Raw genomic sequence first — 14,017 nt, forward strand, 5'->3', positions numbered from 1 at the left:
ATCCGCAATGTCGCTTGATGCCGCCGAGCAGGTTCACCGGCAGTTCCTTGATGCACTGGAAAACGGCACGGCGCGCAGGCGCTCGAACCTCGGGCTGAAGGACGTGGGGCTGGCGCCGGAGCGGGCGGCGGCGCTGTTCCGTTCGCAGGCGCTGTCGCGCCAGCTCGACCGGATGAGCCGCAAGCTGCAGGCGCGGGGCGAGGGGTTCTATACGATCGGCTCCTCGGGCCACGAGGGCAATGCGGTGCTGGCCGAAGTGCTGCGCATCGACGACATGGCGTTCCTTCATTATCGTGACGCTGCGTTCCAGATCCACCGCGCCCACCGCGTGCCGGGCGAGAACCCGGCGTGGGACATGCTGCTGAGCTTTGCCGCGAGCATGGAAGACCCGATCTCGGGCGGGCGGCACAAGGTGTTGGGATCGAAGCGCCTGTTCATCCCGCCGCAGACTTCGACCATCGCCAGCCACCTGCCCAAGGCGGTGGGAGCCGCGTTCTCCATCGGCATCGCGCGGCGCATGGGTTGGAGCGATACGGTTCTGTCGAAGGACGGCGTGGTGTTGTGCAGCTTTGGCGATGCCAGCGCCAATCATTCGACCGCGCTGGGCGCGATCAATACCGCGTGCTGGGCGGCATTCCAGGGTACGCCCATGCCGATCATCTTCCTGTGCGAAGACAATGGCATCGGCATTTCCACGCGGACGCCGCCGGGGTGGATCGAGGCGAACTTCTCGGGGCGGGCAGGGCTGCACTACATCGGGTGTGATGGCTCGGACCTTGTCGATACGATGCGTGCGGCGCGCGAGGCCGAACAGATGGCGCGGCGGCAGAGGAAGCCGGTGTTCCTGCACATGAAGACGGTGCGGCTTTACGGCCATGCCGGGAACGACGTGCAGCTTTCCTATCGCACGAAGGAAGAAGTGCGGGCCGAGGAAGAGCGCGATCCGCTGCTGGCGAGCGCGGCGCTGCTGATCGAGGAAGGCGTGATGACCGCGCCAGAGGTCCGCGCGGTCTATGACGAGATCGAGGCGACGCTGGAGCGGCAGGTGGAGCTGGCGATCCGGCGGCCCAAGCTGCCGGATGCGGCGGCGGTGATGGCCAGCATCGTGCCGCCGAAGCGCGAAGGTGTGGAGAGGCCGCTGGCCCCGCCGCAGGACCGTGCTGCGCTTTTTGCCGACGATGCCGCCGCGATGGACAAGCCGCAGCATATGGCAAGGCTGATCAGCTGGGCGATGGCGGACCTGCTGTTGCAGTATCCCAACGCGATCGTCTGCGGAGAGGATGTGGGGCCGAAGGGCGGGGTCTATGCCGCCACGCAGAAGCTGCATGCGCGGTTCGGCTCGGCGCGGGTGATCAATACCTTGCTGGATGAGCAGGCGATCCTCGGGCTGGCGATTGGCGCGGCGCATAATGGTCTGCTGCCGATGCCGGAGATCCAGTTCCTCGCCTATGTCCACAATGCCGAGGACCAGATCCGGGGCGAGGCGGCGACGCTGTCGTTCTTCTCGAACGGGCAATACACCAACCCGATGGTCGTGCGCATCGCCGGGCTGCCATACCAGAAGGGCTTTGGCGGGCACTTCCACAACGACAATTCGCTGGCCGTCTTCCGCGACATTCCGGGGGTGGTGCTGGCGGTGCCGTCCAATGGGCGCGATGCGGTGGCAATGCTGCGTGAATGCGTGCGGCTGGCGCATGAGGAGAGCCGCGTCGTCGTCTTCGTGGAGCCGATCGCGCTCTACATGACGCGGGACTTGCACGAGCCGGGGGATGGCTTGTGGGCGAGCGTCTATCAGCCGCCGGGTGAGGGCGCGATTGCCTTCGGGCAGATCGGTGTCGCGGGCGAGGGCACCGCTGTCGCCATCGTGACTTACGGCAACGGATTCTATCTTTCGCTGCAGGCGCGCAAGTTGCTGGCCGAGCAGGGCGTGGACGTGCGCGTGATCGACTTGCGCTGGTTGGGGCCGGTGAACGAAGATGCCGTGATCGAGACTGTCGCGCCCTGTTCGCGCGTGCTGGTGGTGGACGAATGCCGCATCACCGGTGGGCAGAACGAGGCGCTGATGGCGCTTCTGGCCGAACGCGCGCCGGGCAAGGCAATTGCACGCATGGCTGCGATGGACAGCTTCATCCCGCTGGCGCGCGCGGCGACGCATACCCTGCCGAGCCGGGACGGGATCGTGGCCAAGGTGCTGGAGATGGTGCGTGGCTAAGGAAACCGTCCTTGTCGTCTGCCCCGGGCGGGGCACCTACAATGCCCCGGAACTGGGCTATCTGGGGCGGCATCATGCCGGGTCGGAGTGGTTGGCGCGGTTCGATGCGATGCGGGGCGAGGCGGGCAAGGAGACCTTGTCGGCACTGGATGGGGCGGCGAAGTTCACGCCTGCGCACTTGCGGGGGGACAATGCGGCGCCGCTGATCCACGCCTGTGCCTGGCTGGATTTTCTCGAGATCGACCGCGAGCGGTTCGAGATCGTCGCGGTGACCGGCAATTCGATGGGCTGGTACACGGCGCTGGCCTGTGCCGGGGCGGTTTCGCCCGAGCATGGCTTTGCCATTGCCGATGGCATGGGGATCAATTCGCAGCGCCATGAGCCGGGTGGACAGTCGGTGCTGGTGCTGGCGGGGGAGGATTGGACGGTCGATCCTGCACTGCAGGCCGAGGTTGAAGCGGCAATGGCGCGGCACGGCGTGCTGCCCTCGATCCGGCTGGGGGGAATGCTGGTTGTCGCGGGGCCGGTTGCGGCGCTCGATGCGTTCGAGAAGGACTTGCCGCCGCTTTCGCGCCCGCCGATGCGGCTCGCTGGGCATGGGCCGTTCCACACGCCGCTAATGCAGCAGAGCAGCGATGCGGCGCGGGCGCAGTTTCCGGCGGACTGGTTCGATCACCCGCAGGTGCCGCTGATCGACGGGCGAGGGAAGGTGTGGCGGCGGTTCGAAAGTGCCCGCGAGGCGCTGTGGGACTATACTTTCGGGCACCAGATCCTGGCCCCCTACGACTTCACCGCTGCGATGACCGTGGGCATTCGCGAATTCGCGCCCGACCGGGTCGTTCTGCTAGGACCGGGGGAGACGCTGGGCGGGGCTATCGGGCAGGTGCTGATTGCTCGAAAATGGATGGACATCGCGTCACGAAGCATGTTCACTGCGCGGCAGGGAGAGGATCCGTTCCTGATTGGCCTGGGGAGACCCAGCCAGCGGAGTATCGTGATCCCGTGAGCCAACCGTCAATACTGTTCGTCTGCCTTGGAAACATCTGCCGCTCGCCTCTCGCCCAGGCGGCCTTGCGCGCGCAATCGGTGGCAGCGGGCGTGGCGATGACCATCGATTCCGCGGGGACCGGTGACTGGCATGTCGGCCGACCGCCCGATCCCCGGGCGCAGGAAACCGCGCGGAAGCACGGCCTCGATATCTCAAGCTACCGCGCACGGCAGGTCACGACGGAAGACTTCCACCGCTTCGGCCACATCTTCGCGCTCGACCAGCAGAACCTCAAGGACCTGCGCCGGATCGAGCCTTCGCGCCACATTGCCGAAGTTGGGCTGCTGATGGACCTGGTGCCTGGCCGCAAGGGTACGGCGGTGATCGATCCCTACTATGGCGACGAGGACGATTTCGAGCAGGCCTGGGCCGACGTCAGCGCAGCGGCGGAGCGGCTGGTGAAGCGCTACTTGCGTTGAGAGTCAGGCGCCCAAGGCCGCCGTGATCCGCGCTTCGGCAGCGGAGGCTTCCTCAATCAGCGCCCGCAGCACGGTTGCCGTGTCCTGCATCAGCCTTTCGGAAATGGGCTTTTCGCCGGTGACGAAGCGCCTGATCGCGCGCTCGTCGATGCCGAGCCGGCGGCTGGCAGCGGTCGTGCCGCCAAGCACCTGAATGCAGTGGGCGAAATGCTCGGACAGTTCGGTTTCGGTGAACGGGGCGCTCATTCTGTCTCCTCTGCCCGATTGAATTGGCGGGCGATGATCCTGTGCCCTATAGGCCCTGAGATGAACATTGAAACGGGCCTTGAAACGGAACTTGAAGCCGGATCTGAAACCGATCCTGACCCCGAACCTGGTAGGGCCGACGCATCGCTCACCAGACCGCAACGCCGATTGCTGCGGCGGATCTACAACGGGCGGACCGTGCCGATCGTGGTGGATGGCAAGCCGTTCCTGACGTTCAGGGAGGCGAGCCGCTATCTTCTCACGCTTTCGCCGGAAGCGCGCGAAGCGGCCTATCTGGAAATGCGCGGGCAGGCGAAGTAACGGTTAAACCACCACCAGCTTGACACCAGCGTCCTGCAGGGCCTTGGCCATGTCCGGCGTTATGCCGCTGTCGGTGATCACGGTGTCGATCTCGTCCAGACCGCAGACGATGGTGCCCGACTGGCTGCGGAACTTGCTGCTGTCGACGAGGAGGATCACTTCCTCGGCACGGTCGATCAGGCGACGTTCGGCGGCGACCAGCACCGGGTCTGCCTGCATCGCGCCCTGCGGGCCGATGGCGGCGGCACCCATGAACAGGCGGGGGGCGTGGAAGCGTGGCATCGATTCCTCGCCGGCGGGGGCAAGGATGATGTTCTGTTCGCGAAACACTGCGCCCGATGGCAGCAGGATGCGCGTGCCTGCCTGCGGGAGCAGTGCGTTGACGATGTGCAGCGAGTTGGTCAGCACCTGCAGTCCGAGACCGTCGAGATGGGGGCACATCTGCAGCGTGGTTGTGCCGCCATCGATCATCACGCCTTCGCTTGGGCTGCACAGCGCCGCTGCAGCCTTGCCGATTGCCTGCTTTGGGCCGAGGTTCTGGGTAATGTTCTGATCGAACGAGGTGCCGAGAAGGCGCGGCCCACCGGCATCTTCGGTTTCGGGAAGCTTGGCTCCACCGTGAACGCGGACGATCTGGCCGGACTCCTCGAGCCGTGTCAGGTCCCGCCGGATCGTCGCGGGCGAGGCATCGAGCAGGACTTCGAGATCGCGATAGCTGACAAAGCCGGTTGGCCGCAGCGCCTCGAAGATGCGTCTTTCCCGTTCTGCCGCGTGCATGGTGCCCCATCGTCCCTAACTTGGCGCTTATGCACTCGCCTGCAGCATGTTGCCAGCGCCGATCACGATGGTCGAGCCGACGAGGAGGCCGATACCGGTCCACACCAGCGCGCGGGTGCGGGGCGATGCGCCCTTCCATTCCTTGAGCGCAAAGCCCCAGAGGGTGGAGAAGAGGATGATCGAGGCCATGTGCAGCGTCCACGAGGAGAAGCCGTATTCGCCCATCTGGCTCTCGCCCATGGTGTAGAAGAAGAATTGGCCGTACCATAGCGTGCCGCCCAAGGCGGCCAGCAGCCAGTTGGCCAGCAGGTTGGGACGTTCGCCCGGCTGTGCCTCTGGCGAGGCTGCGCCGAAGAACTGGCCGAAGCTGCGGTTCTTCGCGATCAGCCAGGCGCACCACAGTGCGTTGGTGGTGAGGCCGCCCGCAAGGACCACGCAGAGTACCGGGAGACCCTGGGAAAGCGGATCTGTGCCTGCGGCCAGCGTCAGGTCACGGATCGGCTGGCCCGCGGCAAGGCCCCAGGCAAAACAGCCGGACATCACGCCCGAGAAGGTCGCGATCAGCAAGCCCTTGCGAAGGTTGAATTCGGCCACGCCCTCCGATGCTGCGCCACCGAGGTCGGCTTCCTTGGCATTGCCGGCGCGTGCGACCACGACGATGCCCGCCAGCGTGATCAGGATGCCAATGAGCGTCAGCTTGCCGCTGGTCGTTGCCGCGATGGCACCCAGTGTGCCGTCAAAGATCGGCGGTCCCATCGTGCCGATCACGGTGGTCAGCCCCAAGGCCACGGCCATACCGAGCGAGAGGCCGAGATAGCGCATGGTCAGGCCGAAGGTCAGCCCGCCGAAGCCCCACATTGCCCCCCAGAACCAGCACCACATCAGCGTTTCTCGCGGCGTTGCGGAGAGGACGCCAATGAGGTCGTTCGTCTGGATCGAGGCGAACAGCCACGGCGCGATCGCCCAGGAGAACAGGCCGCCTGCCAGCCAGAACACCTCCCACGACCACAACTTGATGCGCTTGTAGGGGACATAGAAGCTGGCCGAGGAGAAGCCCCCGATCCAGTGAAAGATTACGCCCAGCAGCGGGTTCGCGCCCATCGGTTCCTGTCCCTTGTTCTTATGGCTTCACGAGGATCGAGCGGTCGATCTCGCTGATGCTTTTCACGCCAGTCAGCGTCATGGCGACGCGCATTTCGGCCTCGATCAGGCGGAGCATGTGCTCGACGCCTTGCTGTCCCTGCGCGGCAAGGGCGAAGACCCAGGCGCGGCCGAGCAGCACGCCCTTTGCGCCAAGCGCGAGCAGGCGCACCACGTCGAGCCCCGAACGCACGCCGCCATCGGCGAGCACGGTCAGCCGGTCGCCCACGGCCTCGGCAATGGCAGGCAGAGCGCGTGCGGTGGAGGGCACGCCATCCAATTGGCGGCCGCCGTGGTTGGAAACGACGATGCCATCGGCGCCGAGGTTTGCCGCTTCCACCGCGTCCTCGGCATCGAGCAGGCCCTTTATGACCAGCGGCCCCTTCCATTCGGAGCGGATGAAATCGAGGTCCTTCCACGAGATCGAACTGTCGAAGTTCTCGCGCATCCACGCGAAGAAGTCCTCGATCCCGGTCTTGCCCTCAAGCTTGCGGATCACGTTGCCGAGGCCATGCGGGCGGCCCATCACGCCCACATCCCACGCCCAGGCAGGCTTCACTGCGCCCTGCAGGGTGCGGCGGATGGCGCCGGTTAGCCCGGAGGCACCGGCGAGGCCTGAGTGATAGTCGCGATAGCGGCTCCCCGGCACCGGCATGTCGACGGTGAAGACCAGCGTCGAGCAATTCAGCTCCACCGCTTCCTGCAGCAATTCGCGCATGAAGCCGCGGTCACGGGTCATGTAGAGCTGGAACCAGAAGGGCCTGGCTGCCGCCTTGGCCACCTCGGCGAGCGAGCAGGCCGAGACGGTGGAGAGGGTGAAAGGGATGCCAGCCGTTTCGGCTGCGCGCACTGCCTGGCATTCGCCGCGCCGCGCGTTCATCCCGGCAAGGCCGATGGGGGCGAGGGCGACAGGCAGAGCAAGCTTCTGGCCGAACAGTTCGGTCGACAGGTCAAGCCCCGATACGTCGCGAAGCACGCGCTGGCGCAGGGCGATATCGCGCAAGTCCTCGACATTCCGCCTGAGCGTCGTCTCGCTGTAGGAGCCGCCGTCGATGTATTCGAACAGGAAGTGCGGCAGGCGGCGGCGGGCGAGTTCGCGGAAGTCCGATATGGAGGCGGCGATCATGCGGCGGTTCTCTTCGAAACGGCGTCGATCTCGGCGTGCCAGTGGTTGCGGTAGGTGTCGAGGTCGCCGTCAAGCGGCTGGACGCGCACCAGTTCGCCCTGTGGCTTGAGCGAAGGATCGATCAGGCGCAGCGCGCCGAACGACACGTCGTTGTGGGCGTTGGCGGTATAGACGGCGGTGTCGGGGCGAAGGGCGGCAAGCGCGCGCACGAAGACCTCGGCCTCGGCAAAACGGCCTTCGACCAGCAGGCGTTCTGACGAGCCGATCAGGTCCAGCGAGGTGTCTGCGACCAGCGCGGCATAGAGACAGGCGGCGGCGCGGCGCTCGTACCAGTCCTCCGGGCGGTTGACCCAGCCGAAGGTGCCCTGCGGATAGGGGCCGAAACCGCGCATCAGGGTGGGCAGGACCATGCGGGAGGCGCGCAGAACTTCCGGGACGGCGGCGAGCATTGCTGGCTGGTCAGGCTTGATGTCGACGCGGCGGGTATCGATCTCGATCAGCGTCTCGATCTCGCGACCGCCCATGAAGCGCGCCGAGGGGACGGGGCGGCCATGCACGTCTATGTTGACGAGGCAGTCGCGGCCCTCGGGCAGGCTCGCCGTATCGACCGGCGTTGCGGGCAAACGCATACCGATGAACCAGGTGCCGGTGGACAGCACGGTGGCCTCATGATCGGCAATCTCGGCAAAGCCGCGCGCGGCGAGCAGGGCGGCGTTGGAATCGTGCAGGCCGGCGAGCACGCGGACGTTTGGAGAAAGACCGGTTTGCGCGGCAATCTCCGGGCGGATCTTGCCGACGGTATCGCCGGCGCGGGCGAGCGGGGCAAAGCGCTCGGCCCAGCCGAGGCGCTTGGCCATGGGCGAGAAGTCAGCCTCCTGCGGGCACCACAAGTCTGAATGGCAGCCAAGGCTGGTCACTTCGCTCAACGCATTGCCGGTGAGGAACCACGCCCAGTATTGCGCCCAGGGCAGCAACGTGGCGCGGGCCATCGCCTCGGGCGCCAGGCGCTCCATCCACCACAGCTGGCTGCCGAAGTTCAGGCCATCGGGCAGAGCGGGGGAGCCGGTCATGCCAAAGGCATCGCGCTGGGCGCGGTATTCGGCCATGATCTCGGGCGGCAGGGCCTGCTCGTAATCGAATGGCGGGAATGCCATCGCACCATCGACCAGCGCGACCACGCCCGCGCCGTGGCCGACCGGCACGATCGTCTCCACCGGGGCATGGGCGTAGCGAGCCAGCGTCTCGATCAGCCACTTGCCGGTTGCGGGCGCATCGAGCCGACGGATCCCGCCCATTTCCAGCGGTACGTTGGGGCGCACCTGACGGTCGAGCATCGTCCCGCCCGCGTCCCACAGGCTGACCTTGCTCAGCGTCTTGCCGAGATCGATGACGATGGTTGCGCCTGATGGCACTGCGCTCTCCCGCAGACTTTTCAATAAACGATCAATAGCAATCAAATATGATCGTTTCCAGCAAAAACTCAGAAGACCGCGTGATCGCCGCGATCGACGCTGGCACGGCCATCCAGCACGGCGCGATAATGGTCGAACAGGGTGTCGCTGCCCGTCGATGGGGTGGCATCGGCATCGTAGCGGCCCGTTGCCGGATCGAGCACCAGCATCGATTCGCTGGCATAGTACCGCCCGATCCGCGCCAGTTCCGCTTTGGTCGCCAGGCTCGGAATGACCTTGCCAGCGAGGCCGAGGATCCCGGCAATCGTGTCGAGCAGCCCCAGCGGCACCGAGCGGAAGCGCGGCTCCTTTCCGAGCATCGCAAACAGCGCTTCGCCCTGCTGACGCGGAGTCAGCGCAGGGCCGGGGCCAGCGATCGGCAGCACGCGGTTCCAGCGCTCCTCATGCTCGAGGCACTCGGCAATGTAGGCTGCAAGATCGCCATCGCTGATCGGCTTGCAGGCGGTCAATTCGCCGTTGCCGAAGACGAGAAACGGTTTTCCGGCCTTGACCCGTTCGATCTGTCCGGAGAGCGATTTGAAGAAGGCGGTAGGGCGGACGATCGAATAGCGGATGCCGGATGCGACAAGCGCAGCCTCGAACGCCAGCTTGGCATGCTGGAACGCCAGCAGCGGCTTCTGAACGCAGATGGCCGAAAGCAGCACGAAGTGCCCAATGCCAGCCTCCTTCGCGGCATCGAGCAGGTTGAGGTTGGCCCGGTGGTCCACCGCCCAGGCATCGCCCGGCACTCCGGTGCGCGAAGCGATGCACGAGATGACCGCATCGAACCGACCTTCACCGAAGGTGCGCCACAAGACGTTTGTGTATGACAGGTCGGCGAGGATGACTTCCGCAATCGCTGCCAGACCGTCATCCGGCCGTCGCGTAAGGCAACTGACCACATGCCCGCGCTTCGCCAGATTGCGAACTACCGCACGCCCGATTGTCCCCGTCCCCCCAGCCACGCAGACCCGCATCGCTTCCTCCCGGCCCACCGACGAACAGGCCTCAGGCGGGAACAGTCAAGCAGATCGCAAAGGCGATCAAGCGGCGATGTGAAGATCGATGGAAATGGTGCCGGGGACGGAACCGCGAAAATCGCGTAAGATGTTGCGTAATATTGATATTTCTAACGCGGTTTTTGGTTGAGGCCCCCAAAAAGGCCCCCAGCGCCATCAGGCTACCCCATTTTTTCCACCGCTTCCTTCGTCATCGTTCGCAGGTGTGCGCCCATGATAGGACGCCCAACTCACGGCTTATCCAGCCCTTAGCCTTCATCAACCAGTCGCTCCAGGATGTCCTCAGCGCTAACGGCCTTCACGTACTCGACGCCAATCGCCTTGAAGTGTGCTTCCCCGCAGCGAACCTTGGCATATTCGTTGTCCCGCAACGCGGTGAAGTCGCTTTTGGACTCGGACACGAGGTGCACCATGGGCGCTTCGTTGCTACCCCCTGTCACCGCCCAGTCGGGGTTGTACGTGCCCAGCGGTGTGTCGATCTTGAAGCCTGAGGGCAGCTTGGCGAACAGGCCCACCTGTTCTGCGCTGTCGAGCGTCTCGGCGATCGGGCGTTCGATCGTCTTGGAGTCCACGCGGATGTGCGTCGTTGGCGCATGGTCAACGGCCACCAGGTCTTCCTCGTCAGCCTCGAACGGTTCGAACAGGCTCTGCTCGAAATGCTCGCCGGTGCGTTCGTAGGTGATGCCGGTCGTCAGGACGTCCCGTCGCGCGAGGGCGATGGCCTTATGAGCCAGCTCTACGAAGGCTGAGGGGTTGTCCTTCGCCCAGTGCAGCCGTTCCGACTTTACAAGGATTTGCGCCACGACCCGCCGGGGTAGCTCGGTCCGAGCCGCCAGCTCCGAGAGAATGTCCGGCATAGGACCCGAGAACCCGCCTATGTGCTTCGCCTGGCCGATGCGAGCCTTGCCAGTTTCGACGCCGTCACGAGCGATGATAAGCTCTGCACTGGCCCAGGTGACCCGCGCAGTGGCAGGATCAGGCATGCGCTGCAGGAACTCGACGGCCTTCGCGATCAGGTCATCGTCGGTGAAGCTCAGGCGGTATCGCGTCTTTGCGGAAACCTTGGCCCACAGCGCCCTAAAGGCGTCCGAGGCAATGGTCTCCTCCTTGCGCTCGACCCGGACCTTCGTCTCCGTGTTGTGCGTGAGGCGTGTTACCAGTCGTTCCGCAAGCGCTTTGACCGCGATCCGTGCTTCGGGGATTAGCGCTTCGGGCAAAGGCACAGCGCCGGTCGCGACGGCTTCCCGCATAGCGTCCGTCACGCGGCCAAGGTTGTCGACCAGCCCTGCCGACTCCCAGCCTTCGAACACGGCTCGTGCTTCTTGCACACCAAGCACCTGCGGTTCGTTGGCACCGGCAACGGGGTAGTAGAGCTTGGCGAGCACTTCCACGCTGGCGCGGCCGAACGGGCGCTTGGTTTCCTTCTCCAGCTCCGTCTGCAATTCGTCCGCGAAGGTCGCGTAGTCGGTGTCGGCGATGACTGTGAGCCGTGCGATGCCTTCATCGCGGCGGCGCAAACCGTGGTTGTCTACCGGCAGGCGCAGGCCCCGGCCCAAAGACTGCCGACGCGAACGCTCGGTCGCCATTTCACGCAGCGCGCAAATCTGGAACACGTTGGGGTTGTCCCAGCCTTCACGCAAGGCGGAGTGGCTGAACAGGAAGCGAAGGGGCTCTGCCTCGTCCAGCAGCTTCTCCTTGTCCCGCATGATAAGATCGAAGGTGCGTTCTTCCACCTTGTCGTCGGCAGTGCTCTTCGAAAACTTCTTGTCCTCGAACGGGGTGACCGAATGCTTGTCCTGGCTGAAATACCCGCCATGGGCGCGTACGGGGTCGGCTGGCATGTCCACGAACAGCGTCTTGAACTCGGCCCGCGCCGCCAGCTTGCGGTACTCGCGCTCGAACACCTCTGCGAGCGGGCCGTTCTTCTTCCCCTCGGGCGTGTAGAGGCGGTAGTCCGAGACTGACGGTACGAAGAACAGCGACAGCGTCTTGATGCCCAGCGGGCGGTTGCGCAGCTCGGTGCGGAAGTGGTGTTCGATGGTGCGGGCGATCATCGCCGTCGTCAGGCTGTCGCCAGTGCCATCGCCATGAACCTCCCCAGCCTTCATGACGCGAATGTCACCAGGAAGCATGAGCTGCATCGTCTTTGCGCCAGCATCGATGTCACCGATCTCGAGTCCGGCGTAGATCGCCCGGCCACCAGAAAGGTCGTCCTGCAAGGATTGACCATCGTAAGCCCATACTTGCTCGCGGCGCGGCCCCGCGTCGTATTGCTTGTCGATCTCGATCTTTGCACGCGGTGCGTGGCCCTTGCGCGCTTCCACTTCGACCAGCCGCACATAAGGACTGTTCGCCGCGTCCTTGATGCTCGCCCCATCCACCCAGATACGCTTCACCAGGCCGAGCTGAAAGGCATCGAAGGCGTCGAGGCGGTAGAGCGTGTGCACCACGTTCACCGGGGTTGCGGTGTACTTGAACATGGCGAGCGGGTTCATCGCCGCCAGTGCCTTGCGGCCAGCGCCCTTCAGCCCACCTTCGACCGATTGCGGTTCGTCCACGATCAGGATGGGGCGGGTCTTTGCCACCCACTCGGCTGCGGCCTGATCGCCCAGCGCTTCCTGATTGGCGTCGTAGAAGACGTTGTTGGCGCTGTTGATCGACTGGATGGTGACGATCATGACCTGAATGTCTGCCGCCGTGGCAAATTCGCGGACGCGACCAAGCTTGCCGCGGTCGTAGACGAAGTCGTTCAGGCGGACGCCATCGAACTGGCTGGCGAAGTGTTCGCGGGTCTGCTCGATCGACTTCTTCACGCCCTCACGGATGGCGACCGAGGGGACGACGATGACGAACTTTGTGAAGCCGTGGCGCTTGTTCAGCTCGATGATGGAGCGCAGGTAAACATAGGTCTTGCCGGTGCCGGTCTCCATTTCAATGGTGAAGTCGGTCCCCCCGAACTTCTTGTCAGGCTCAAGCGCATTCCCTTGCTGCACCGCCTGGATGTTGGGGAGCCAGTCATCGCCCTCCAGCGGGCAGAAATTGCCGATGCCCACGCCCTTCTGAGCCAGCTCCATCTGGCCCTTGATCTCCAGCGGGGCGACAGTGAACGTGGCCTTCGACCCCGCAGCGGCATCGCCGAAGACGTCAAGGACCGCGTCGATCGCGGCGCGCTGGTGCGGCAGGTCTTTCTCGAAGACGAACTTCATCAAATCGCACCCAGCTTCTCGATGGCGTCATCGCCGAGGCGTTGGCGCAGGGTGGCGGCGAGGTTGGCGCGGGTTTCGGTGGCGCGGGTGCCGCCTGGATCGAAGCCGCTGTCCTTGAAGAAGAAGGTCGTCTTGTCGGGCGGGGAAATCTCGGCCAGCCAATCGGCAATGCCATCGGCGAGCGGACGGGCCTGCTCTGCCGGAATATCGGCAAGGCACACCACCAACGTGCCGCCGCCAAACACGTTGACAGTGCGCCCGGCAATGGTGCGGGACTGCGACGGCATGGCAAGGTCGATACCGGTTTTGAGCATAAGTTCGACAAGAAGATCATCCTCGCTACGACCGGGCAGGATGTTGCCGGTGGCATCGAGCAGGTCTGCCTGCAGGTCATCCCCCGGCTGCCAAGGCTTCAGGTTCGATGTGGCGAGCTTGTAGACGCGGAAGCCGGTGTCGACCTGGGCACTGGGGTTGTCGGTCTTCACCTTAGCTCCTGCACGGCGCAGGCGTTCCTTGGTGAGCTCGGCGATGGTAAATGGCTTGCCGAGTTTGTGACAGAAGTCAGCTGCTGTTTTCTGTTCTGCCTTGCCCGCATCAAGTGGTTCGGGAAGCTGCACGAGGATATAGCGACGATTTCCGCCGTCTGCGCCATTTTGCCCCATGACTGCATGCCCAGTAGTTCCTGAACCGGCGAAAAAGTCCATAACAATGTCGTCACCTTTCGTGCCTAGCTGCAGCAGTCGTTGAATGAGCTTGGTTGGCTTCGGATAATCGAATACCGCATTGACCCCGAACAGACCGTCAACTTCACCCTTCGCCTGAGAAGTGTCACCGGCAAACGTACGATGGAAAATCGTAATGGGAACCAAGCCATCCTGAACCTCTGATAAGAAACGCTTGATCATGGGGTAACTGTCACCTTGTCCCCACACTATTGCATCATCAGAAATTTTTTCTTTTATAGTCTCTTCACTAAGTGCCTGATTCAGAAGTTTCTCAATTCCAGCAATATCTTGCGGTTCGGCGCGTGAGCATTCGGATTGAAGCTATGA

The 14,017-nt window shown here is 64.3% G+C and carries 12 protein-coding genes; 4 read left to right on the forward strand and 8 right to left on the reverse strand.

Features of this window, described 5'->3' with window-relative positions; all coding sequences use genetic code 11:
- The first annotated feature begins 7 nt into the window (after positions 1-7).
- The 3 genes from AC1Q5P_RS10825 to AC1Q5P_RS10835 are packed head-to-tail and all read left to right on the forward strand — an operon-like array spanning position 8 to position 3,679.
- Positions 8-2,212, forward strand: a complete 2,205-nt coding sequence (locus AC1Q5P_RS10825; protein ID WP_492518919.1) for a dehydrogenase E1 component subunit alpha/beta — start codon at positions 8-10, stop codon at positions 2,210-2,212.
- On the forward strand, positions 2,205-3,218 hold the full coding sequence (locus tag AC1Q5P_RS10830) for an ACP S-malonyltransferase (protein ID WP_492518920.1): 1,014 nt from the start codon (positions 2,205-2,207) through the stop codon (positions 3,216-3,218). The genes AC1Q5P_RS10825 and AC1Q5P_RS10830 overlap by 8 nt, the downstream gene beginning before the upstream one ends.
- Positions 3,215-3,679, forward strand: coding sequence for a low molecular weight protein-tyrosine-phosphatase (locus AC1Q5P_RS10835; protein WP_492518921.1), 465 nt, complete (start codon positions 3,215-3,217; stop codon positions 3,677-3,679). The genes AC1Q5P_RS10830 and AC1Q5P_RS10835 overlap by 4 nt, the downstream gene beginning before the upstream one ends.
- Positions 3,680-3,682: 3 nt before the next feature.
- On the opposite strand, the gene AC1Q5P_RS10840 is transcribed toward AC1Q5P_RS10835, so the two are convergent.
- Complete coding sequence (locus AC1Q5P_RS10840) at positions 3,683-3,925, reverse strand: helix-turn-helix domain-containing protein (RefSeq protein ID WP_492518922.1); 243 nt, start codon at positions 3,923-3,925, stop codon at positions 3,683-3,685.
- Positions 3,926-3,985: 60 nt separating this feature from the next.
- Here AC1Q5P_RS10840 and AC1Q5P_RS10845 point away from each other — a divergent pair, with 60 nt between their 5' ends.
- Positions 3,986-4,246 (forward strand): hypothetical protein, encoded by a 261-nt coding sequence (locus AC1Q5P_RS10845; protein WP_492518923.1) that lies wholly within the window; start codon positions 3,986-3,988, stop codon positions 4,244-4,246.
- 3 nt (positions 4,247-4,249) lie between these two features.
- Here the strand turns inward: AC1Q5P_RS10845 and AC1Q5P_RS10850 are convergent, their stop codons facing one another.
- The 7 genes from AC1Q5P_RS10850 to AC1Q5P_RS10880 form a co-directional block, all read right to left on the reverse strand.
- Complete coding sequence (locus tag AC1Q5P_RS10850) at positions 4,250-5,023, reverse strand: DeoR/GlpR family DNA-binding transcription regulator (protein WP_492518924.1); 774 nt, start codon at positions 5,021-5,023, stop codon at positions 4,250-4,252.
- 27 nt (positions 5,024-5,050) lie between these two features.
- Positions 5,051-6,124 carry an L-rhamnose/proton symporter RhaT gene (rhaT, locus tag AC1Q5P_RS10855; RefSeq protein WP_492518925.1) on the reverse strand — a complete coding sequence of 358 codons (1,074 nt, stop codon included), beginning with the start codon at positions 6,122-6,124 and terminating at the stop codon, positions 5,051-5,053.
- Positions 6,125-6,143: 19 nt separating this feature from the next.
- Positions 6,144-7,289, reverse strand: a complete 1,146-nt coding sequence (lldD, locus tag AC1Q5P_RS10860) for an FMN-dependent L-lactate dehydrogenase LldD (RefSeq protein ID WP_193827838.1) — start codon at positions 7,287-7,289, stop codon at positions 6,144-6,146.
- Complete coding sequence (locus AC1Q5P_RS10865; protein WP_492518926.1) at positions 7,286-8,701, reverse strand: FGGY-family carbohydrate kinase; 1,416 nt, start codon at positions 8,699-8,701, stop codon at positions 7,286-7,288. The genes lldD and AC1Q5P_RS10865 overlap by 4 nt, the downstream gene beginning before the upstream one ends.
- A gap of 68 nt (positions 8,702-8,769) precedes the next feature.
- Positions 8,770-9,705 carry an NAD(P)H-binding protein gene (locus AC1Q5P_RS10870; RefSeq protein WP_492518927.1) on the reverse strand — a complete coding sequence of 312 codons (936 nt, stop codon included), beginning with the start codon at positions 9,703-9,705 and terminating at the stop codon, positions 8,770-8,772.
- Positions 9,706-10,007: 302 nt separating this feature from the next.
- Positions 10,008-12,965: a restriction endonuclease gene (locus AC1Q5P_RS10875; RefSeq protein WP_492518928.1), complete on the reverse strand. Its 2,958-nt coding sequence runs from the start codon at positions 12,963-12,965 to the stop codon at positions 10,008-10,010.
- Complete coding sequence (locus AC1Q5P_RS10880) at positions 12,965-13,870, reverse strand: DNA methyltransferase (protein ID WP_492518929.1); 906 nt, start codon at positions 13,868-13,870, stop codon at positions 12,965-12,967. Before AC1Q5P_RS10880 ends, AC1Q5P_RS10875 begins: the two co-directional genes overlap by 1 nt.
- Positions 13,871-14,017 lie beyond the last annotated feature (147 nt).

The sequence above is a fragment of the Novosphingobium sp. GW835-FHT14H07 genome (genome assembly GCF_058793515.1).

Bases quoted from the DNA above. Each gene is read 5' to 3' on its own strand.
- AC1Q5P_RS10875 (WP_492518928.1), bottom strand. From the start codon at position 12,965: ATGAAGTTCGTCTTCGAGAAAGACCTGCCGCACCAGCGCGCCGCGATC.
- rhaT (WP_492518925.1), bottom strand. From the start codon at position 6,124: ATGGGCGCGAACCCGCTGCTGGGCGTAATCTTTCACTGGATCGGGGGC.
- AC1Q5P_RS10825 (WP_492518919.1), top strand. From the start codon at position 8: ATGTCGCTTGATGCCGCCGAGCAGGTTCACCGGCAGTTCCTTGATGCA.
- lldD (WP_193827838.1), bottom strand. From the start codon at position 7,289: ATGATCGCCGCCTCCATATCGGACTTCCGCGAACTCGCCCGCCGCCGC.
- AC1Q5P_RS10845 (WP_492518923.1), top strand. From the start codon at position 3,986: ATGAACATTGAAACGGGCCTTGAAACGGAACTTGAAGCCGGATCTGAA.
- AC1Q5P_RS10850 (WP_492518924.1), bottom strand. From the start codon at position 5,023: ATGCACGCGGCAGAACGGGAAAGACGCATCTTCGAGGCGCTGCGGCCA.
- AC1Q5P_RS10880 (WP_492518929.1), bottom strand. From the start codon at position 13,870: ATGATCAAGCGTTTCTTATCAGAGGTTCAGGATGGCTTGGTTCCCATT.
- AC1Q5P_RS10840 (WP_492518922.1), bottom strand. From the start codon at position 3,925: ATGAGCGCCCCGTTCACCGAAACCGAACTGTCCGAGCATTTCGCCCAC.